The organism is Chitinimonas sp. BJYL2 (genome assembly GCF_027257935.1).
Classification (GTDB): domain Bacteria; phylum Pseudomonadota; class Gammaproteobacteria; order Burkholderiales; family Chitinimonadaceae; genus Chitinimonas.
The window spans coordinates 371611-391838 of sequence record NZ_JANZKW010000004.1 but is presented as its reverse complement, the minus strand read 5'-3'; the positions used below and the strand labels follow the sequence as shown (position 1 = coordinate 391838).

Sequence of the window (20228 nt, the reverse complement as noted above, 5' to 3'; positions counted from 1 at the left end):
TCAGGCGGCGCGGGCTGGGTCGAGCAGTGCGCTGAGTGAGGCGGCGGGCGCGGGTTTGCCGAACAGATAGCCCTGATAACGGTTGCAACCGATTTCCTGCAGATAGCGCCACTGCTGCTCGGTCTCCACGCCTTCGGCGATGACTTCCAGCCCCATGCTCTGCCCCAGGGTGACGACGGCACGGACGATGGCCATGTCATTGGTATCGTCAAAAATATCGCGCACGAAGCTCTGGTCGATCTTGAGTTGGGAAAGTGGCAGGCGCTTGAGATAAGACAGGGACGAGTAGCCGGTGCCGAAATCGTCGAGCGAGAAGCGGATGCCCAGCATGCGCAGTGCGTTCATCTTCGCGATCACGCTCTCTACGTCTTTCAGCAGCAGGCTTTCCGTGAGTTCCAGCTTGAGCAGGTCGGGGCGGATGCCGTGACGGGCCACTGCCTCGTGAACCAGCTGGGAGAAGCCGGCATCGTGAAACTGGCGGGCGCTGATATTCACGGCCACGGTGAGGTGGGCGCTGGCCGGGCAGGCTGCCCAGGCGGCCAACTGCCGGCAGGCCGTATCGAGCACCCAGTCTCCTAACGGCAGGATCAGGCCGGTTTCCTCGGCCAGCGGAATGAAGTCGGCTGGCGAGACCATGCCGCGTTCGGGGTGACGCCAGCGGACCAGTGCCTCGGCACCCACGATCAGGCCCTGCCGGTCTACCTGTGGCTGGAAAAACAGGGATAGCTGCTGGTCATCCAGCGCCTGGCGCAAGTCGGCTTCCAGTGCAGCGTGGGCACTGACGGCAGCCTGCATGGCCGGATCGAAAAAGCGCACGGTGTTACGTCCGGCTGCCTTGGCCTGGTACATGGCAAGGTCGGCCTGCTTGAGCAGTTCCTCCACCGTAATGGCCTGGCCCCTGAACAGGCAGACACCAACGCTAGGGGTGCTGTGATGGGCGCTGCCTTGCAAGACATAGGGTTCATTGAGTGTGGCGAGAATTTTCTTGCCCACCACTTCCACGCGCTCTGCGGCCTCCAGTGCATCGTCGCTGATGCCTTCGAGCAAGATCACGAACTCGTCGCCACCGAGCCGCGCGACGGTATCTCCCTCGCGCAGATGGGCGCTCAGGCGTTTGGCGACTTCCTGCAGCAGCAAGTCGCCTACATCGTGGCCGCGCGTGTCGTTGAGCTTCTTGAAGTTATCGAGGTCCACAAACAGCAGGGCGCCTTCCTGGCCATTGCGATCACTCTGGGCCAGCGCCTGGCGCAACCGGTCCATCAGGAGGCGGCGATTGGGCAGGTTGGTGAGCGGATCGTAGAAGGCGAGGCTGCGGATTTCATCCTCGGCTAGCTTGCGTTCGGTGATGTCGACCAGGGCATAGACCAGGTTGGTGATGGTGCCATCGGCAGCACGCACGGCTGTGACCACCAGCCAGAGCGGGAAGGGGTGCCCTCGCGCATGGCGTATCCAGATCTCGCCTTGCCAGCTACCGGCAGTCATGACGGTGCGGATGATCTGGTCGTAAAACTCGCTGTCGTGTCTGGCAGAGCGGAAGAGGTCGGGCAGTTTGCCCACCACGGCATCGGCGGGGTAACCGGTAATGCGGGTGAACGCACTGTTGACTCGCAGGATGACGCGCTGGCTGTCGCTGATCATCATGCCTTCCTGCGACTCAAACGCGGCAGCGGCTACCCGTAGTTCCTGCTCCTGCTCGGCGGCGTGGCGGCGTGCCGCTTCCATGGCGCCATAGGCGGCCGCATTGTCCAGCGCGATGGCGCCATAGGCGCAGAGGGTGCGGAAGATCGAGCATTCCCGTTCGCTGTAGGCGTGAGGATGTTCCGACTGGATGGTCATCACCCCAAGCAGGCGTTTGCCCGCTTCGAGCGGCGAGAACAGCATGCTCTCGGTAACGACCGTGCCGGGTATGGTGCGGGTGGCGACATCGTCCTCGTTATGGTCGATGACGATCTCCCGCCGTTCACGGGCGCAGCGCGCTGCCAGCGAGGTCTTGCTGGTCAGCAAGACCTGATAGGCGGGATGGGGCTGGCCGTTGTCCACACCGAAGGCCACGCTGAGCATGCCGGTGGGTTCGTCGAGCAGGTAAATGGCAAACGAAGCCGCATCAAGCAGTCGGTTGACATGGCGGTAGAGCGCTTCGAATACCGCATTGGCATCGAGGCTTGCGGTGATTTCCCGTCCGATCCGGCCCAGGGTTTCCAGGGTGGCGTTGGCTTCCTGCAAGGTGCCGGCGAGGCGCTTGTGGTGTTCGGTATCGGCGCGGGCACGGTCCACCTCGTTGCGGATCTGCATGGCCAGAGCACGCCGCTGGGCTTCTTCGCTGCGCGTACGGTTACGCGCGGCATGGGCGGCCTGACCACATTCGTAGGCCGCACGGTAATCGCCGCTGTCGGCATGGGCCTGGGCCAGCCGTGTGAACAATTCGACGGGAACGGCATAGCCGCTGATGGATTCGGCCTGCTGCAGGGCCTGCTCCAGAAAATGCAGGGGGGCTGCCGCGGCTTTCATGCCGGGTGGTGGTGGCAGCGCCGGATCGTGGTGGATTTCTGCCAGTACGATCAGCGAACGGATCTGGCCGTCGGCATTGCGATGCGCGCGCGCCAGATCCAGTGCCGCGTTGGCGCAGTCCAGTGCTTCTGTCGAGCGTCCCAGGCGAGACAGGCAGGTAGCCCGCCCACGCAAGGCCTTCATCAGCAGATCGGGCTCGCGTTGTGCGCTGAGGCCGTTTTCAAGACGCTGGAACCACGCGATCGCCTCGGTATCGTTGCCGTCGTCGAGTTCCAGTTGTCCAAGGTGGCCGAGTATCTGTTCCTGATTGCGCGAGCCGGCCAGTGCCGCCATCACCGCCAGGCCTTCCAGCAGGTGCTCGCGCGCTTCTTCGGGCCGGCCAACCTGGCGCAGTACGTCGCCGGTCTGCATCAGGCATACCCCGATACTGCCTGGCCAGCGGCTCCGTCGTGCCAGCGCCAGCGATTGCTCGCTCCACTGCAGGGCGGTGTCCAGCTCGCCCAGTGTGGCGAAGCCTTCGACCACATTGGAGGCACAAACCAGCGCCTGCCTGAGCTGACCGCTGCCCAGTGCGCCGTGGTAGGCCTCCAGATCGTACTTGAGTGCGGTACCGGGGTCGTTGGTCAGGCCCGCGACATTGGCGCGGGCAATCGCCACCAGCGCATGCAGGCCCGGATCATGGTGCTGCTTGTCGGGGAAATGCTTGGTAATGCCGGCTGCCGCCTTGTCGGGGTCGGAAAAGGCCGTCATGGCCAGTGAGCGGGCGATGCAGGCTTGTTCCCGTATCGGGTCAGCACCGGCTCGATAGGCGGCCAGTGTCTCGGCTTGCAGCGCTTCGACCTGTGCCCGGTTACCACGGTCGACTTCAATGCTGCCTTGCAGCCACAGGCAGTCTCCCGCACCGATGGGATCGTCAATGCGCTGGAACGCGGTCAGCGCGGCCTTTGCCAGTTCCTCGGCTTCGCCCAGATCGGCAAACAACGCGCGTATCTCGGCCTTCAGCAGGGTCAGGCGGGCGCGCAGTGCCATGGTGTGACGGGACTCGGTGCGATCAGCAGCCAGCAGGCCGTGCGCTTCGTCCGCGAGCTTGAGGGCACGTTCGCAGTCTCGCTGGCGCAGGTGCCATGCCAGTGGCAGCAGTGCCGACAGCCGCTCCTCGCCGGTCAGCGTGGCCAGACTCGTTTCGAGTGCGGCGACGGCCTCATCCTGTGCGAACAACTCCATGGGTTTAACTGGACCTTCCCCGCGGTAAAGCGCTAACGCACAACAAAACAGACCATCAATCCGACAGGGTTACATCAGGGGATAGCTGGGTTTGGCCGACTTGCCGGAATGGGTCGGCCGGCAACAGACCATTCAGGTATGCTTGAAAGCATATTAGGAATCTTGAATTTACGTGGCACAAAGCGTGAGCAGTGCAGCCGAAATGCCACACTGACCGGACGCCGCCTGACGATCACGGCGAAGGCTGGACCAGATGTCTGGGTGTGCCATGGGCCCAAGCCTCGATATTGCCGACCAGCTGTTCCGCCAGCGCGCTCATGGCCTCGTAGCTGGCCCAGCCCACATGCGGGGTCATGATGAGATTGGGCAGCTGGACATCCAGCAGCGCATTGCCCTGGCGCGGTGGCTCCTCAAGCAGCACATCAAACCCGGCACCACCCAGATGGCCGCTGCGCAGCGCCGCCAGCAAGGCCGCTTCATCAACGATCCCGCCACGTGCGGTGTTGATCAGCACCGTGCCCTGACGCATGTGTGCCAGCTCGGCCGCACCGATCAGCCCGCGTGTCCGGTCATTGAGCGGGCAGTGGATGCTGACGATATCGGCAGCGGCCAGGCCTGCGCCAAAATCGACATAGCCGGGCCGAACGCTTGTTGCACCCTTGTGTTCGGCAAACAGCACCTGCATGCCGAAAGCTTCGGCCAGCCTGGCGGTGCCGCGGCCCAGCGAGCCGGCGCCCACAATCAGCAGCGTACGACCACGCAGATCACGGATCGGGGCACCAAAGTGGCAGAAGTGCGGCGATTGCTGCCAGGCGCCGGCAGCCAGATCGTGCTGGTAAGCGGGCAGATTGCGCATCAGTGCCAGCATCAGCATCAATGCGTGTTCGGGCACAGTGGTTTCGGCATAGCCACGGATATTGCAGACGGCGATGCCATGAGCCTTAGCGGCTGCCAGATCAACGTTGTTGACGCCGGTGGCGGCAACCGCAATCAGCTTCAGGTCAGGCAGCGCAGCCAGCGTGTCGGCATTGAGCACGACTTTGTTGCTGACGACGACATCCGCACCGCGGCAGTGGTCGAGCAACTGGGCAGGTGTGGTAGCTGAGTAGTTGACCCACTGGTGGGGCAGATCAGGCTGACGCAGCGGGACGGGCAGACTGTCGCGGTCGAGAAAAACGATTCGGAGCATGGGGAGCAGGGCAGGGCGGCGGATGAGCGCAGTGTGCCCTGCCTGCGCTCAGACGACCAGTGCGCGGTAGGCGTGCCAGGTGGCGTGACCTACCAGTGGTGCGGTGACGATGATGCCGAGCCCGAACAGCGCAAAGCCTGCCAGCACAAGCACCACGATGCACAGGCCCCACACCAGCATGCAGGCGGGGTTGGCAACGCAGGCGCGCAGGCTCACGAACATGGCGCTGATGGTGTCGGCATCGCGGTCCAGCATCAGCGGGATCGAGACGACCGAGAGCGCGAATGCCAGCGCGGCGAACAGCGCGCCGGAGCCGAGCCAGACAACGAGGAACAGCAAGTTCTCTTCCGTCAGGAAACGTACCGACAGCATGAGCTTGAGATCGGGCACGTTATCGGTAAAGAACAGTGCAAATACCACCACCGAAACCCGCATCCAGCCGGCCACCAGCAGCGCCAGCAGGGCAGAGAAGAAGCCGATTCCGGCGATATTGTGGCGGAAAGCCGTGAAGGTGGGCGCGAGCCGCACCTTGTCGATCTTTTCGTGCAGGCGGCTGATCTCGTAGAGGCCCAGACAGGTGAACGGACCCATCAGCAAGAAGGCCGCCGTGAGCGTGAGCACATGCTCAGGTGCGCGGCCCATGATCGCGTACAGCGCCCAGCCCATGATCACGAAGGCCAGCCCGTAGAACAGGCTGCCATGTGGCATGGCACGCAGGTCACCCCAGCCGGCGCGTAGCCAGGCAAACGGGGTATGCCAGGGCAGGTTGCGGACCTTGAGCTCGTTGAGCCAGTCCGGTGCTGCCGCTGCGTTCAGTTCTTCCGCCATGATCGTCTCCTCGATTTATTGTGGGCGGTGGAATGAACAAGGGCAGCCCGAGAGGCTGCCCCAGCGTGCTTATTCGAGGCCGAGCAACTCGACTTCGAACACCAGTGTGGCGTTCGGCGGAATCACGCCGCCGGCACCGCGGGTGCCGTAGCCCAGGCTGGCGGGAATCGTCAGCTTGCGCACGCCGCCGATTTTCATGCCGGCCACGCCCTGATCCCAGCCCTTGATCACATGGCCTGCGCCCAGCGGGAACGAGAAGGGGATGCCGCGATCCTTGCTGGAGTCGAACTTTTTGCCATCGGTGAGCCAGCCGGTGTAGTGAACAGTGACTTCCTGGCCGGCTTGCGCTTCGGCGCCGTCGCCAATCTGGATGTCTTCAATCAGGAGGGTGTCGGTCATGGTGCAGCTTTCGGGTGGTTTGATCGGAAAAACAGGTCGCCATGATAACGCGCCATCGCGACGCCAGCAGCAGACCATGGTGACTTGCCAGCACCGCCGTGGTGGTGAATGATGAACCATGCGCCTCGCCATCCTGATCATGCTGGTTCTGAGCCTCCCGGCAACCGCCAGCGAGCTGACCTTCTATTCCGGCGATAACCCACCGTTCCAGCAGTTCAGCCGCGATGGCGTGCAGGTCAGCGGCTTGGCGGTGGAGGTGCTCGACGAGATGACCCGCCGCGCCGGCGTCAAGGCTCGGCATCATCAGTTGCCGTGGGCGCGCAGTGTTGCCATTGCCAAGGCGGGCCGGGATACCTGTGTCTACTCGCTGGCACGCCTGGCCGAACGTGAGGCCCAGTTCCAGTGGGTGGGGCCGATTGCTACCGCAGAATGGGCCTTCTTTGCGCGCGACGATTTCCGTGGCCCGATCCAGTCCCTGGAGGATGCGCGGCGCTACCGTGTGGGCAGTGCTTCGGGAACAGCCAGTACCTACTGGCTCAAGGAGAATGGCTTCCAGCTGATCGACCTCTCCCCGAGCGATGGCTACAACGCGCGCAAGCTCGCGAATGGCCGTTTCGACCTCTGGCTCGCCCAGGTGCACATGGCGCAGCGCTTTGCGCAGGATGAGGGCATCAACAACATCCGCCCCGTCCTCAAGGCGCGGGATGTACCTTATTACCTGGCGTGCTCGCGGCAGACCTCGGCGCAGACGGTCCGCCTGCTGCAAAAAGCGATCGATGACATGCGCCAGGATGGCACGGCCAAGCGACTGGAGGCACGCTATCAGGCTACCTGGACAATACGCGCACCGGAGAGCACCGATGCTGCGCGGCGCTGACCCGTTCCCTGATCGTATCTGCCGCTGGCTCGCTTGGGCGGGCTGGCTGCTGCTCCTGTGCAGCAGCGCTGTATTGGCCAAGCCACTTGATACGCAGGACCCCGAAGGCCGCTGGACGTTCAGAACCTATGGCCGCGAAGAGGGCTTGGGCAGCCTGCGCATCAATCTGCTGGCTCAGGACCCGGTCGGGTTCGTCTGGGCGGCGACCGATGATGGGCTTTACCGCTTTGATGGCCACCGCTTCCGCCGTTTTGGTGAGCAGGATGGCCTGCCGGGTCGGCTGATCAACGCACTGCGGCTGGATGCGCAGGGGCAGCTTTGGGTCGGTACCGATAAGGGCCCGGCACGCTGGCGTGGCGAGCGCTTTGATGCCGCCTTGCCCGGCTACCCCGACAAACTGGGTGTGGAAGACATTGGCCTTGGCCCGGAGGGCCAGCTATGGCTGGCTACCCGTGAGGGTATCTATGTCGGGACAGCCACAGGCGTCGGTCTGCTGGCGGGTGGACCCGGGGGCCGCTTTCATGCCGTGAGCCTGGACCCGGACGGACAGACCATGTGGATTGCCAAGCCGCGTGCACTCTGGCGCTGGCACGCAAGCAAGGGTTGGGAAACCGCCCATGCCGAGCTGTTCGGGGAGACCCGTGAAGAGCTGGATCAGATTATGGCCGCACCGGACGGCCGGGTCTGGGCGCGCACCTCGCATCACCATTATGTCCGGCCTGCCGGTGCCACCCGGTTTGAAGTCGTACCTGAACTCGTTCGTGCAGATACCTATCTCGCCCGCATGCAGATCGCTGCGGATGGCGCAATCTGGTTTCCGACCGAAACCGGGGTGAGTCGCTGGCAGGCGGACCATTGGCAACACTGGGGTCTTGCACAAGGCTTGCCGACGGATTTCGTGCGGGCCAGCCTGGTGGATCGGGAGGGGAATCTCTGGTTGGGCAGCTTGGGGCTGCACCGCCTGGTGGGACGGGGTGTCTGGCGGGCCCATACACCGCGACAAGGCCTGCCTGCCAACGTCTGGTCTGTCGCGCGGGACGTAAAAGGTCAGCTGCTCGTAGGCACCGAAACCGGTCTGATACAGGCGCGCGCGCGCGCCTGGCAGCGCGTCCCCGACACCACTGATAAACAGGTACGCGCCCTGCTGCCACTGGACGACGGCAGTGTGCTGTTCGGTGGCAAGCCTTATGGTTTGTGGCGCTGGGATGGACGGCAGCTGCAAGCCATCCCCCTGCCCGATGATGGCCAGCGTGTCTTGCGTTTGCTTGCGGATGGCGGGGTTGTGTGGGCCGGGACCTACCATGCGGGCCTGCTGCGGGGCGTGCGCCGCAATGGTAGCTGGCAGTTTGTGCGCGAGCCTGTGCCAGGCGGAACCATTGATGAGCGGATTGCCCATCTGCTCAAGGATCGCCAGGGCCGTGTGTGGGCAACCGGCAGTGATGGCTTGGCTTGCCTCGAAGCAGGCCGCTGGCATCGTTATCGCGCTACGGATGGTTTGGCCTCGAACAAAACCCTGTATCTGGCCGAGTCGGCGTCCGGGCACTTCTATCTGGCCTATCTCGACCAGCCGGGGCGTATCAGCACCTTTCCATCGCCGGCCCGCTGCGGGGATGCCCTGCGTGTGGGCGCGGGGCCCAAGATGCCGGAGCGGGATATCTACCTGCTGGGTGAAACGCCCGATGGGGCTCTGTGGGTGGGGCATACCGCAGGTCTGACACGCTTTGCCGCGCCCCAGGCGAGCGAGCCGCATGCGTTCCGGTTCGGGCTGGAAGATGGCCTGCTGGACGAGGAACTCAACGCGATGGCCATGCTGGCGGAGGCGGATGGCCGTATCTGGCTCGGGACGCGCAGCGGCCTGGCCGAGTTTGTACCCGCACATTTTGCCGGCCAGCCCGCGCCACCCCGAGTCGCCTTGCTCAGTGCCCGGCTGGGGCAGGTCGGCTTGCAGGCTGATGGCCGCGAAGTCACGGTGGCACACCGGCACAATGTGCTGGAGGTTGAATTTGCCGCGATGAGTTTTCTCGACGCTGCCAGTGTGCATTACGAAGTGCGCCTGCTGGGTCAGGAGACGGCCTGGCGCGACACCATGAACCGCGAGTCGCGCTATACCGCCTTGTCGCCCGGCAGTTATCGCCTGGAAGTGCGTGCCCGCTTCCGCGAGGGCGCATGGGGTCCGGTGACCGCGCTCGCCTTCCAGATTGAACCACCCTGGTGGCGTACCCGTCTGGCCATGGGCGCGGCAGGTTTGACCCTGGTGTTGCTGGTCTATCTGGCCCTGCGCTGGCGCTTGCACCGGCTGCAGGTACGCACCCGTGAGCTGGAGCTGATGGTCACCACGCGCACCACGGAGCTGGCCAAGGCCAATCAGGCCCTGCAGGAGCAAAGTCTGACCGATCCGCTGACCGGTCTGCGCAACCGGCGCTTCCTCGGGCAAGCCCTGCCCACCCACCTCGCCGAGGTCAACCGCGATTACGCCCGTCGGGCAGATGGTCTGGGCCATGGCGCGGATTTGCTGCTGGTGCTGGTGGATATCGATCACTTCAAGCACATCAACGACCAGTATGGTCACGCCGCCGGTGATCTGGTCCTGCAGCGCATCGCAGGTGTGCTGACGACCACGGTGCGGGAGTCCGACATGGTGGTGCGTTGGGGCGGTGAAGAATTCCTGCTGATCATGCGCCACACCTTGCGTCAGGACGCGGAGATCGTGCTGGAGCGTTTGCGCCAGGCGGTGGCCAGGATGGTGATTACCCTGCCGGACGGACGAACGTTGAGTTGCACCTGTTCCACGGGGTTTGCACTCTATCCTTTTGCGGTGGATGACCCGGCCCGCTTTGACTGGGAGGTGCTCGTCGCACTGGCGGACCGCTGTCTCTATGTGGCCAAACGCAATGGTCGCAACGCTTGGGTAGGCTTGCATCTGGCCGATCAGGATTTACCGGTGGCAGCCTTGAGCCAGCCGCTGGTGGACCTGCTGGCGCAGGGCAAACTGCGCCCCAGCAGCAGCGTAGAGGGTGAGCTGGATTGGGATGAGCCCGGCGCGCCAGCTGGGTAGCCTTAGTGTCGCTACTGCCTCGGGCAGGAATCAAGACATTAAAAAGGCCCGCCAATCGGCGGGCCCTTTTTTGGACGTAGGCAGACGGCGATCAGCTGCCGATCTTGCCGCCATCCTTCTTGGTGATGACCACAGTCGCCGAGCGCGGCCGACCACCCGCCGCGTCGGGCCACTTGCTGAAGGCCAGCGGGTTCTGCAGCGCGTAGACATCAGCGCTGGTGCCGGCCGGTACCGTGGGGCGATTCGGGTGGCTGCCGTATTCGCCCGGATGCTGGATGTTGACCCACACGGTCTTCATATCCGGCGCAAAGGTGATGCCGGTGACTTCACAGCCGGCAGGGCCCACCAGGAAGCGACGGATTTCCTTGGTCTTCGGATCGCCGATCAGCATCTGGTTATTGCCTTGGGTGGCATAGCCGCCCGTGTTGGCAAACGAGCCATCCGTCTGGATCCACAGGCGGCCTTCAGGGTCGAACGCCAAGCCATCCGGGCTGTTGAAAGTGTTGTCGGCATTGATGTTGCCGGAACCGTTTGAAACCAGCGGGCTGGCCTTGGGGTTGCCGGCAAGAACAAAGTGATCCCATTCGAAGGTCAGTGCGGCAGCATCGCCACCAGCTTCGCGCCAGCGGATGATCTGGCCGTAGATATTGGCGGCGCGCGGGTTCGCGTCGTTCACATTGGCGGCGCTGCGGCCTGAGTTGTTGGTCAGCGTGAGGTACACCTCCTTGGTGGTGGGGTGCACAGTGACCCACTCGGGGCGGTCCATCGGTGTTGCACCCACCACGGTACCGGCCTGGCGCGTGTTGATCAGCACCGTGGCCTGATCGGGGAAGTTCGCATCGGCGGCCAGTGCGGCGTTGGCGACCTTGTCGAGCAGTACCCACTCGCCGGTGCCCATGCTGTCGCCCTTGGTGGCGCCGTCGTTGAACTTGGCCACATAGAGCTTGCCGCTATCGAGCAGATTGCGGTTGGCGTTGGGGTTGGCGGCATCGTACTTGCCGTCGGACACGAACTTGTAGACGAACTCGTTGACCTGATCGTCGCCCATGTAAACGACCACGCGGTTGTCGTTGGCCAGTGCATAGGCCGAGTTCTCGTGCTTGATGCGGCCCAGCGCGGTGCGCTTCTTGGGCGTGGAGGTCGGGTCGAACGGGTCGATTTCCACCATCCAGCCGAAGCGGTTCGATTCGTTCGGCTCCTTGGCCCAGTCAAAGCGCGTATCGAACTGCTCCCAGCGATAGCCCGAGAGGCCCGACGACAGGCCATAGCGGTTCATCAGCGGTGTGCGCGTCGCGCCGGCTACGGTGGTGCCGAAGTAACCGTTGAAGTTCTCCTCGCAGGTCAGGTAGGTGCCCCAAGGCGTGTGGCCGTTACCGCAGTTGTTCAGCGTGCCGTAGACAAAGCTGCCGAACGGATCGGCGCTGGTCTTCATCAGCGCGTGGCCAGCCGCCGGGCCGGTGATGGTCATCGGCGTATTGCCGTGGATGCGGCGGTTGTAGGCCGAGTCGGCCACAATCTGCCACTTGCCGGCGCTGTCCTTCTTGATATGGATGACCGAGACGCCGTGGGCGTGCTGGGCCTTGCGCACCTTGTCGAGGGTCCAGGTGCCGAAGACGTCGGTCTGGCCGGCCTCGTAGGCGTAGAAGTATTCGGGGTTGATGTACTCGTGGTTCATCACCAGCAGGCCTTCGGTGCTGCTGTTGGCGCTGATGGGGAAGAAGTGCATGCCGTCGTGGTTGTCGCCCACTTGCAGGGCCTGGTCGGCACCGGAGTTGCTGCCATCGGGTTTCCAGGCAGGTGCGCCCTTGACCAGCGGGGTGCCCCAAGGCGCCATGATCTCGGCCTGATAGCCCTCGGGCACGACAATGGTGTCACCGCTGCCGGCGGCCACGGCCTTGAAGTTGATCAGCGGTGCTGCCGGAGTTGTCGGCGGGGCAATGGGGGCTTCGGGTACCGGATCGCTGCTGTTGCAACCGGCCAGGCTGCCACCCAGAAAAGCAAAGGCACCCAAACCCAGACCACTTTTCATGACCCCGCGACGGCTGATCACGCGTTCGACCAGCTGGTTGAAATGCTCGGCAGAAGTCGGGTTGACCGACTGGTTCTCGCTGTCTTCGATATGGCTCATGGCACGCTCCAGGACGTTGTGTGTTTTGGAGCGGCGATTGTGGCGAGTGCGTATTACCGGGGATTGACGCTTTTGTTGCGGTGAACCGCGGGCAAGGGCTCCGCGCCCCGCCCGCGCTGTCGGCATGCCCGTGCTTCAGGCCCTTTGTTGGGACGCTGCAGCGGGGGAGGGCATTGCGTCGGCAGGTGGCGGCATGCCGTGGCCCTGACGAAACTGGGCCAGTGCATCATGCAGCTCGGCGGTCAGTGCATCGATACGGGCACACAAGGCCAGTGCAGACTGTTCGTCGGATGTACTGGCTGCGGGTGGCGTCGTCATAGGGATTCCCCGTTTGAAAGCTGTCGGCAGTCTAGGCCAGCGTGCTACGCTTGCCATCATCCAAATGGGTGAAATCGCTGATTTTGTTGGGGGACGGGGTGTTCCTGACCAAGCAATCGACTAGCGTGATGCGGCGATGGCCTGTGGCGGGCATCGCGATTGCCTGTCTGCTCCTCACCCGCATGCTGATGGTGCCCGCGCACGCCGAGGTATTGGTTTACCCCAAACGCGCCCACGCCGGTCACCCGCAAGTCGATTATCCGGTCGATCTCCTGCGGCTTGCCCTCAAAAAAGCGGGCAGCCCGGCCACCCTCTCACCGTCTGCCCTGGTCATCCCGCAAAGCCGCGCGCTACGCGAACTGGCGGCCGGGCAAGGGGTGGACGTAATGTGGAGCGTGACCACCCGGGAACGCGAGCATGATCTCCTGCCGGTAAGGGTGCCTATCTATAAGGGCCTGATGGGTTGGCGCGTTGCACTCGTGCGTGCTGATCAGCGCGAGCTGTTGGCGAAGGTGCGTACGATTCACGACTTGCGCCGCTTCACGGCTGGCCAGGTGGGAACCTGGCCGGATAGCGACATCCTGATCGCCAACGCCCTCAATGTGCAGACGGCAGTCAGTTTTGACAGCCTGTTTGCCATGCTGCGCGCAAGACGCTACGACTATTGCCCGCGCTCGGTCGTGGAAGCCTGGCGCGAAGCGGAGACCTTCCGTGCACAAGGGATAGTGGTGGACGAGCACCTGCTGATCCGCTATCCGGCAGATTCGTACTTTTTTGTCTCCCGCAAGCAACCACAGCTGGCCCGGACCATTGAACGAGGCCTGATGCTGGCCCTCGCGGATGGCAGCTTTGATGCCCTGTTCCGGGCGCGGTTTGCCGATGTGCTCAAACACCTTGAATCCTCGAACCGGACGGTCATCCGCCTGGATAACCCGCTCCTGCCCGAGCACACACCCTTGAACGACAAGCGGCTCTGGTATCGGCCTTGATGCAATGATTCAGCCGTTAGCCGGGTAAGTCGTAGTCGAACGTGTACAGATGCTGGCCGTCGATGATCCGGATGCTGAACTCACCACGGATGCCGGCCAGCTCACCCACGCCTGAATCGGCCACCACCGTAATCGACAACTGCTTCTCGCCGCGAGTCATCGTGCCGCTGTGCTGGAATACAAAACCACCCTGGCGTCCATGCAGGCTGCCGCTGAAGCGTTCGATCGCCACATAGCCGGCTGAGCCTGGCGTCTGCGTCATCGCCGTCAGCATCTCGCCCTTGCCCGTACCGGCCAGATCGCCCTCGAACACCTTGTCCAACGCCATCCGCCCCAGATTGCTGACGCCATCGGTGGAACCGGTCTCGGCTTGCGGTGTCATGGTGACCTGGAAGCGGCCTTGGGCGATGGGCATGGGTGATCCTTGCGTGCTGGAGAGGCGTGCTTGGTGCGTCAGCCGCGACGCTGCGGCTCGGACTGATGCAGGAACTTGGTATACAGCTCGCGCGGCGGCGCAACGCCGCACTGTGCAAGGATGCGGCCCACCGCGCCGCGATGGTAGCCGCCATGGGTGATCACATGGAGCAGCATTTCCTCATGCGTCATCGTGCCAGCGTCGCCGTCGGTAAAGGTGAAGCGCATTGGCTGGGCCAGATCGGTGGGGCTGAGTCGGGCCACGTAGTCCTGATACCAGCGATCGGTCTCGTTGGCCGCACGCTGCAAAGCGGCCAACTCGGGCGTTTCGGGGGTGTTGGTCGCGGTATAGCCGTGTGCGACCCCTTGCAGATTGCCGACGAAGATGCGGTCCACCACATGAATATGGTTGAGGATGCGGATCGCCGTATGGCGGGCCTCGGCGTACTGCTCGGCCGAGAGTGTCGCGACGGCCTCAAACAGCTCGGTCTGCGCCCAGGTCTTGAAGCCGAACAGCGAGATGAGGGTGCTGGACATGATGTGCTCCGCGAATTCAGAGTGAACCGAATACCTTCTTGAGCAGCTTGCTGGCCTGACCCATCGGGTCGGCGCGGATTTGCTGCTCCTCCTTGGCGATCATCAGGAACAGGCCGTCCATGGCCTTGCGCGTGACGTAGTCATCCAGATTGGCGTCTTCGGCGCGGATCAGACCCAGGCTGGCTGCCTTGCCCGCGTAGGCATCGTAATGCTGGGCGACTTTAACCTTGGCGGTGGCCTTTTGCACTACCGGCTTGAAGCGGGCGGCGATGGCCTCGCTGGTGGTGCGACGGAAGTAGTCGGTGGCGGCGTTGTCACCGCCGGTGAGGATGCCCTTGGCATCCTGCCAGCTCATCTTCTTGACCGCATCGACGAGGATGGGCTTGGCTTCCTTGACTGCACCTTCGGCAGCGCGGTTCATGCTGGTGATCAGCTCGTCGGCCTGTTTGCTCATGCCCAGTTTGCGCAGCATCTTCTCTGCTTTTTGCAGGCGCTCGGGCAGGGGAATGCGCACCTGTTCATTACCCAGAAAACCATCGTTCTGATCGAGCTGACCCACGGCCACGCCGGCGGCTTGTACCAGTGCCTCCTTGAGGCCGGAGGCGGCATCCTTGTCGCTCAGCGCATCCAGTCCGCCAGCTTGGGCGGGCAGGCAAAGGGCCAGCAGGGTGATCAGCAGGGTACGCATGGTGTGAGGCTCCGGATTCAGACTTTGACAGGACGCTGCTGGTGGCCGCGGTAATCAGGCACCAGTCGATCATACGGCGTATCCAGCAGGCTGGACGAGATCAGGAAATCGGCCGAGGCGCGGTTGCAGGCCATGGGGATATTCCATACCACTGCCATACGCAGCAGGGCTTTCACGTCGGGGTCGTGCGGTTGGGGTTCGAGCGGGTCCCAGAAGAAGATCAGGAAATCGACTTCACGCGAGACGATGGCCGCGCCGATCTGCTGGTCACCGCCCAGCGGTCCGCTCTCGTAGCGTTTGACCGGCAGGCTCAACTCGCGCTCGATCAGGCTACCCGTGGTGCCGGTGGCAAACAGATGGTGACGGCTCAGCGAGCCCCGGTTGTAGCGCGCCCATTCCAGCAGGTTGGCTTTCATATTGTCGTGGGCAACCAAGGCGATGCGCTTGGTAGCTTGCATGGGGAGGGAGATCAGGCTCATGAAGACTCCGGCTGGGCTAAGATGGCGTTCTGAAACGATATTACCGATAGCCTGCGCTGAAGGCAGGCAAATTCTCGCTACGAAGATTATGCGGACGGGTTGGTAATCCGGAAACGCAGCGCCCCACCCGGCAAAGCCGGGTGCTTTGAGAGCCGGGGGGAATCCATGTGTTATCGCTATTTGATTCCACCCCCCCTCGCCAGCGGTGCATGGACCAGGTTCCAGGCGCTAAGCGCCAAGAACTCTGGGCATCGCCGCCGCGAGGGCCTCGCTGACGCTCGAGAGTTAAACGAATAAGCACTTCTTCTTTAATGGACTGGCCATGCTGATCAACTGCGCTGCCTACCGCGCCGGCAAAAAGATTGCCGATATCCCCGTCGAGGACATCAGTGATTTCCTCACCCAGCCCGATTGTTTTGTCTGGGTGGCGCTCAAGGACGCGAGTCCCGATGAAATCACCACCATGGCCGAAGAATTCGATCTGCATCCGCTCGCGGTGGAAGATGCGCGCCACGGCCACCAGCGCCCCAAGATCGAGGAATACGGCGACATGCTGTTTTGCGTGGTGCATGCGCTGCATGTGGAAGAGGCCGAGCTGGAAGTGGGTGAGGTGGCGATCTTTGTCGGCAAGAACTACATCCTGTCGATCCGCAACCGCTCCAGCATGGGCTTCCTGAACGTGCGCGAGCGTTGCGAGCGTGAGCCGGAACTGCTCCAGCATGGCTCGGGCTTTGTGCTCTATGCCTTGCTGGATGCGATTGTGGATCGCTATTTCGGCGTGATCAGCCAGTTTGAAACCGAGCTGGATGCGATTGAGGACAGGCTGTTCTCGCGCCAAGGCCAGGGCCGGCTCAATGTAGAAGAGCTGTACGAGCTCAAGCGCAAGCTGGTCAAGCTCAACCATGCTGCCTCGCCGCTGCTGGAGGCCGTATCGCATCTCGATGGCGGCCGCGTGCCCGGCGTGTGCATGGGCATGCAGGAATACTTCCGCGATGTGTACGACCACCTAGAACGCATCGTCCGCTCTGCTGAGTCACTGCGCGAAATGCTGACCACCGCCATCTCGGTGAACCTAGCCATGATCTCGCTTGATGACTCGGCCGTGAGCAAGAAACTCGCCGCCTACGCCGCCCTGTTTGCGGTGCCGACCATGATCGCCGGGGTATACGGCATGAATTTCGAGCACATGCCGGAACTCAAGCAACCGCTCGCATATCCGATCACGCTAGCCGTGATGGTCGTCATCGACCTTGCCCTCTACCTGCGTTTCCGCCGCGCGGGCTGGATCTGATTGCCCGCTCGTCTCCTCCTCGAAAGCTGATCATGCAACCCTGGACCCATCACCTGCTGAGCCTGTGCCTGCTGGGCGCCGCCTTGCCGGCAATGGCTGGCGAAACGCTCGCTACGCTGAAGAGCGAGCACTACGCGCTGCGTGTGGAACGCTTTGCGGAGGGTCTCGCCAACCCTTGGGGTGCCGCCTTCCTGCCGGACGGCCGGATGTTGGTCACCGAGCGCGAAGGCCGCCTGCGCCTGATCGACAAGGATGGCAAGGTTTCCACGCCACTTGCTGGACTGCCGGCCATTGCCGTCACCGGACAAGGCGGCTTGCTGGATGTGGCCGTGGACCCGGCTTTTGCGCAGAACCGCACCGTCTACCTGAGCTTTGCCGAACCTCGTGGCGGCAGGACCAACAGCACCAGCGTGCTGCGCGCCAAGCTGGGCGACAACGGCCTCAGTGAGGTCAAGGTCATCTTCCGCCAACAACCTGCGATTGATTCGGCACTGCACTTCGGTTCGCGGCTGGCGTTTGCACCCGATGGCAAGCTGTTCATCACAACGGGGGATCGTTACAGCCAGAAGAAGCGGGCGCAGACACTCGATAACCATCTGGGCAAGGTCATCCGCGTCAATAGCGATGGCAGCGTGCCCAGCGACAACCCTTTCGTGAAGCGCGAGGGCGCATTGCCCGAGATCTGGAGCTACGGCCACCGCAACCTGCAAGGCGCGGCCATCCATCCGCAAACCGGCCAGCTGTGGACGAACGAGCATGGCGCCAAGGGTGGCGATGAGGTCAATCTGACTCAAGCCGGGCGTAACTACGGCTGGCCGGTGATTACCTGGGGCGTGGACTACAGCGGCGCCAAGATCGGCGAGGGCACCACCAAGTCCGGCATGGAACAGCCGCTGCATTACTGGGTACCCAGCATTGCCACATCGGGCATGGCGTTTTATGGCGGCCAGCCATTCGCGAAGTGGCGCGGCAACCTGCTGGTGGGCGGCCTGCGCGGCCAGATGCTGGCGCGACTGGAGCTCGACGGCACGCGCATCGTGAGTGAGGAGCGCTTGCTGACCGAGATCAAGCAGCGCATTCGCGATGTACGGGTGGGGCCAGACGGATTGATCTATCTCTTGACCGATGAGGCGAAGGGCAGCGTGTTGCGGGTGAGTCCGCAGGCGAACTGAGGCCTTAAAGGGGCAACGCGGCCGGAGGCCTTATTGCACCCTACGCCGTGGGCTGAGCCAATACCCGATGCAGAACGGTCGCGGCGTGCTCGATATCCGAGCTCGTCGTGAGGATATCCGGACACAGCCTCAGCCCGGCAGAGCGCGCATCGCCGTTGATACCGGCCGCGTGCAGGCGCTTGGCCAGTGCCATCGGGTCGGCATGCGGGATCGTCACATAGGCGCCGTAAGCTGCATCAGCACCGAAGTGGTCGATACCACGCGCAGCCAGTGCTGCGGATAACGCGCGCTTCTGGGCCAGCGAATAGGCGCGCAACCGAGCCACGCCCAAACCACTCACCAGCGCCAGACCCGAGCGCGCCTGATAGAACCCCAGCGGATTGAAGGTGGACTCCATCCAGGCATCGCCACCCTCGGCGAACTCGGGCGGCACGGGGCGCGCATAGGCAAACGGCTCGCGCTTGGCGAACCAGCCGGTATCGAGCGTGTGTGCGCCATCGGCCAGATGCTGCGGTGCCACGTACAGCCAGCACACACCGGGCCCGCCGCGCAGGTATTTGTAGCTGCCCGCAATCGCGTAATCGGCGCCCAGTGCGGCGATATCGACGGGGATTACGCCATAGCTGTGATACAGATCCAGCATCACCCGGGCACCGGCGGTGTGCGCGGCATCGATCAGCTTCTCCACGTCGGCCAGCACCTGGCCGGTGGCAAAGAACACGTGCGACACCACGACCAGGTCGATGCCATCGAGTCTGGCGATCAGGTCATCCACCGCATAGCGGCCATCGTCGCGCGCGCCGACCCATTGCACCTCGGCGCGGTTACGCGCCTGGTACTGCTTGAGGATATGGTCGATGGAGTCGAACTCTCCCGTAGTGCTCAGCACGCGCGGGGTGTTGTCGTAGTGATTGAGCACGGCGCGCAGGCCTTGGCCGGCGCTGGTCTTGGGCACGATGCAGTCGGGGCGGGCCGCGCCCAGCAGTTGCGCGGTATTGGTCCGCCAGTGCGTCATCTCGTTCCACCAGGGCATCCAGGCGTCGTCGAGACGGCTGTACCAAGCGGCGGCGCCTTCGGCCAGGTCACTCGCCATCGCATCAAGCGGGCGGCCCAGTGAGTGATTGGCGAGGTAGGTCTCCTTGGGGCCCTGGTTGAGCACGCGCTGGAACAGCCGATGAATGTGCTCGCGCAGGCTGGCTTCGGTGAGCGGGGCGGTGCCAAGAGCGGCGAGGGCGGTCTGGAGGGCGGCGGTCATGGTGGGCGCTTGCGGATCGGTGCGGGGATCGCGGGTGGCGAGGTGCACAGGGGTTGTTCGGGTAGGCACAAGCCTAACCGAGTGCGACAACGACGAACAGGGTAGAGACGTTCGGGCAGGTGCGATTCGAATAGGGCGCAGTAAGCACAGCGCATTGCACCCCGCGCCGTGAAGCTAGGCGTAGGCGCTGATCAGCGAGGGCTGAAGGGTGGGGGATTGCTGCGCGGCATAGGCCCGGCTGGCGCGATTGCTGCGCGTGTCGTCTTGTTGCGCTGATGCCGAGGCCGTCGAGGCTGGGTCGGCGTTGGCTGCGCCAGCCTCTTCCTTGTCCTGCGTGCTCAGTTCGATGCGCGCTTCCTGCGCCATCTGCCGGGCTTGCGCGGCCACAGCCTGATCCTGGCCCGAGGGATCTTTGGGTGCCAGCGCGGCGCGCTCGATCTGCTGGGCTTTTTCGAGTGTTTCTTCGGGCGTGCGGCCCGGCGAAACATCAATGCTGACTTCGCCACCGATGGCATAGCTGACGCCATCCGGCCCGCGCTGATAGGTATAGCTGGGGGCGGATACGGCCAAACCTGCGGCGGCAGCCATATGTGCCTGTTCGTGCTGACGCACCTGGCGATCACGGGCGCGCAGCTTGGCGATCTGCTGTTCTTCCTCGGACGAGAGTTCACTACCCAGTTTGACGCGGGTGCTTTCGGTGCTGAGCTTGCCGGGTTCTTCGAGCTTGCTGGCGGTGTCGACCGGTGCCGGGCTGCACAGCGAGCAGCTACAACCCGGCGTGTGCAGCCGGGCGGTGGTGTAGAGCGAGTTGGTGGAACCGGCGATGTTCATGATGGTCTGGTCAGAGTGCAGGGTCGGTCCGAGTGTCAGCCAGTTG

17 protein-coding genes are annotated in these 20228 nt (G+C 63.5%); 5 read left to right on the top strand and 12 right to left on the bottom strand.

Annotated elements, in window-relative coordinates:
• The 4 genes from O9X62_RS13860 to O9X62_RS13845 form a co-directional block, all read right to left on the bottom strand.
• Nucleotides 1–3732: an EAL domain-containing protein gene (locus O9X62_RS13860; RefSeq protein ID WP_269533499.1), complete on the bottom strand. Its 3732-nt coding sequence runs from the start codon at nucleotides 3730–3732 to the stop codon at nucleotides 1–3.
• A 232-nt stretch (nucleotides 3733–3964) separates the two neighbouring features.
• Nucleotides 3965–4921 (bottom strand): D-2-hydroxyacid dehydrogenase, encoded by a 957-nt coding sequence (locus O9X62_RS13855; protein ID WP_269533498.1) that lies wholly within the window; start codon nucleotides 4919–4921, stop codon nucleotides 3965–3967.
• Nucleotides 4922–4969: 48 nt separating this feature from the next.
• Complete coding sequence (locus tag O9X62_RS13850) at nucleotides 4970–5749, bottom strand: DUF2189 domain-containing protein (RefSeq protein ID WP_269533497.1); 780 nt, start codon at nucleotides 5747–5749, stop codon at nucleotides 4970–4972.
• A gap of 69 nt (nucleotides 5750–5818) precedes the next feature.
• Nucleotides 5819–6148 (bottom strand): FKBP-type peptidyl-prolyl cis-trans isomerase, encoded by a 330-nt coding sequence (locus tag O9X62_RS13845; RefSeq protein WP_269533496.1) that lies wholly within the window; start codon nucleotides 6146–6148, stop codon nucleotides 5819–5821.
• 118 nt (nucleotides 6149–6266) lie between these two features.
• Here O9X62_RS13845 and O9X62_RS13840 point away from each other — a divergent pair, with 118 nt between their 5' ends.
• Together O9X62_RS13840 and O9X62_RS13835 are read left to right on the top strand one after the other, a co-directional pair.
• Nucleotides 6267–7025 carry an ABC transporter substrate-binding protein gene (locus O9X62_RS13840; RefSeq protein ID WP_269533495.1) on the top strand — a complete coding sequence of 253 codons (759 nt, stop codon included), beginning with the start codon at nucleotides 6267–6269 and terminating at the stop codon, nucleotides 7023–7025.
• Nucleotides 7009–10080 carry a diguanylate cyclase gene (locus O9X62_RS13835; protein WP_269533494.1) on the top strand — a complete coding sequence of 1024 codons (3072 nt, stop codon included), beginning with the start codon at nucleotides 7009–7011 and terminating at the stop codon, nucleotides 10078–10080. The genes O9X62_RS13840 and O9X62_RS13835 overlap by 17 nt, the downstream gene beginning before the upstream one ends.
• Nucleotides 10081–10171: 91 nt before the next feature.
• Here the strand turns inward: O9X62_RS13835 and O9X62_RS13830 are convergent, their stop codons facing one another.
• A complete protein-coding gene (locus tag O9X62_RS13830) occupies nucleotides 10172–12208 on the bottom strand; it encodes a PhoX family phosphatase (protein WP_269533492.1) in 2037 nt (678 codons plus the stop codon).
• A gap of 135 nt (nucleotides 12209–12343) precedes the next feature.
• Nucleotides 12344–12526: a hypothetical protein gene (locus O9X62_RS13825; RefSeq protein WP_269533491.1), complete on the bottom strand. Its 183-nt coding sequence runs from the start codon at nucleotides 12524–12526 to the stop codon at nucleotides 12344–12346.
• Between the two features lie 68 nt (nucleotides 12527–12594).
• Here O9X62_RS13825 and O9X62_RS13820 point away from each other — a divergent pair, with 68 nt between their 5' ends.
• Entirely contained in the window at nucleotides 12595–13515 is a 921-nt protein-coding gene (locus tag O9X62_RS13820) for an ABC transporter substrate-binding protein (protein WP_269533490.1), read from the top strand.
• A gap of 16 nt (nucleotides 13516–13531) precedes the next feature.
• Here O9X62_RS13820 and O9X62_RS13815 read toward each other — a convergent pair whose 3' ends face one another.
• The 4 genes from O9X62_RS13815 to O9X62_RS13800 are packed head-to-tail and all read right to left on the bottom strand — an operon-like array spanning nucleotide 13532 to nucleotide 15633.
• Nucleotides 13532–13930 (bottom strand): DUF3224 domain-containing protein, encoded by a 399-nt coding sequence (locus O9X62_RS13815; RefSeq protein WP_269533489.1) that lies wholly within the window; start codon nucleotides 13928–13930, stop codon nucleotides 13532–13534.
• Nucleotides 13931–13968: 38 nt separating this feature from the next.
• Nucleotides 13969–14466, bottom strand: a complete 498-nt coding sequence (locus tag O9X62_RS13810; RefSeq protein WP_269533488.1) for a DinB family protein — start codon at nucleotides 14464–14466, stop codon at nucleotides 13969–13971.
• Between the two features lie 16 nt (nucleotides 14467–14482).
• Nucleotides 14483–15154 carry a DUF4197 domain-containing protein gene (locus O9X62_RS13805; protein WP_269533487.1) on the bottom strand — a complete coding sequence of 224 codons (672 nt, stop codon included), beginning with the start codon at nucleotides 15152–15154 and terminating at the stop codon, nucleotides 14483–14485.
• A gap of 17 nt (nucleotides 15155–15171) precedes the next feature.
• The gene (locus O9X62_RS13800; protein WP_269533486.1) at nucleotides 15172–15633 is read right to left on the bottom strand and encodes a methylglyoxal synthase; all 462 of its coding nucleotides are present in this window, start codon (nucleotides 15631–15633) and stop codon (nucleotides 15172–15174) included.
• A 322-nt stretch (nucleotides 15634–15955) separates the two neighbouring features.
• Here O9X62_RS13800 and corA point away from each other — a divergent pair, with 322 nt between their 5' ends.
• Nucleotides 15956–16924, top strand: a complete 969-nt coding sequence (gene corA, locus O9X62_RS13795; protein ID WP_269533485.1) for a magnesium/cobalt transporter CorA — start codon at nucleotides 15956–15958, stop codon at nucleotides 16922–16924.
• Nucleotides 16925–16956: 32 nt separating this feature from the next.
• Complete coding sequence (locus O9X62_RS13790; protein ID WP_269533484.1) at nucleotides 16957–18096, top strand: PQQ-dependent sugar dehydrogenase; 1140 nt, start codon at nucleotides 16957–16959, stop codon at nucleotides 18094–18096.
• A gap of 40 nt (nucleotides 18097–18136) precedes the next feature.
• Here O9X62_RS13790 and O9X62_RS13785 read toward each other — a convergent pair whose 3' ends face one another.
• A complete protein-coding gene (locus O9X62_RS13785) occupies nucleotides 18137–19351 on the bottom strand; it encodes an aminotransferase class V-fold PLP-dependent enzyme (protein ID WP_269533483.1) in 1215 nt (404 codons plus the stop codon).
• A gap of 174 nt (nucleotides 19352–19525) precedes the next feature.
• Complete coding sequence (locus tag O9X62_RS13780; RefSeq protein WP_269533482.1) at nucleotides 19526–20182, bottom strand: putative metalloprotease CJM1_0395 family protein; 657 nt, start codon at nucleotides 20180–20182, stop codon at nucleotides 19526–19528.
• Nucleotides 20183–20228 lie beyond the last annotated feature (46 nt).

What these genes read in the sequence shown, in the direction of transcription:
- O9X62_RS13860 (WP_269533499.1), bottom strand. Translation starts at nt 3,732, where the DNA reads ATGGAGTTGTTCGCACAGGATGAGGCCGTCGCCGCACTCGAAACGAGT.
- O9X62_RS13855 (WP_269533498.1), bottom strand. Translation starts at nt 4,921, where the DNA reads ATGCTCCGAATCGTTTTTCTCGACCGCGACAGTCTGCCCGTCCCGCTG.
- O9X62_RS13850 (WP_269533497.1), bottom strand. Translation starts at nt 5,749, where the DNA reads ATGGCGGAAGAACTGAACGCAGCGGCAGCACCGGACTGGCTCAACGAG.
- O9X62_RS13845 (WP_269533496.1), bottom strand. Translation starts at nt 6,148, where the DNA reads ATGACCGACACCCTCCTGATTGAAGACATCCAGATTGGCGACGGCGCC.
- O9X62_RS13840 (WP_269533495.1), top strand. Translation starts at nt 6,267, where the DNA reads ATGCGCCTCGCCATCCTGATCATGCTGGTTCTGAGCCTCCCGGCAACC.
- O9X62_RS13835 (WP_269533494.1), top strand. Translation starts at nt 7,009, where the DNA reads ATGCTGCGCGGCGCTGACCCGTTCCCTGATCGTATCTGCCGCTGGCTC.
- O9X62_RS13830 (WP_269533492.1), bottom strand. Translation starts at nt 12,208, where the DNA reads ATGAGCCATATCGAAGACAGCGAGAACCAGTCGGTCAACCCGACTTCT.
- O9X62_RS13825 (WP_269533491.1), bottom strand. Translation starts at nt 12,526, where the DNA reads ATGACGACGCCACCCGCAGCCAGTACATCCGACGAACAGTCTGCACTG.
- O9X62_RS13815 (WP_269533489.1), bottom strand. Translation starts at nt 13,930, where the DNA reads ATGCCCATCGCCCAAGGCCGCTTCCAGGTCACCATGACACCGCAAGCC.
- O9X62_RS13810 (WP_269533488.1), bottom strand. Translation starts at nt 14,466, where the DNA reads ATGTCCAGCACCCTCATCTCGCTGTTCGGCTTCAAGACCTGGGCGCAG.
- O9X62_RS13805 (WP_269533487.1), bottom strand. Translation starts at nt 15,154, where the DNA reads ATGCGTACCCTGCTGATCACCCTGCTGGCCCTTTGCCTGCCCGCCCAA.
- O9X62_RS13800 (WP_269533486.1), bottom strand. Translation starts at nt 15,633, where the DNA reads ATGAGCCTGATCTCCCTCCCCATGCAAGCTACCAAGCGCATCGCCTTG.
- corA (WP_269533485.1), top strand. Translation starts at nt 15,956, where the DNA reads ATGCTGATCAACTGCGCTGCCTACCGCGCCGGCAAAAAGATTGCCGAT.
- O9X62_RS13790 (WP_269533484.1), top strand. Translation starts at nt 16,957, where the DNA reads ATGCAACCCTGGACCCATCACCTGCTGAGCCTGTGCCTGCTGGGCGCC.
- O9X62_RS13785 (WP_269533483.1), bottom strand. Translation starts at nt 19,351, where the DNA reads ATGACCGCCGCCCTCCAGACCGCCCTCGCCGCTCTTGGCACCGCCCCG.
- O9X62_RS13780 (WP_269533482.1), bottom strand. Translation starts at nt 20,182, where the DNA reads ATGAACATCGCCGGTTCCACCAACTCGCTCTACACCACCGCCCGGCTG.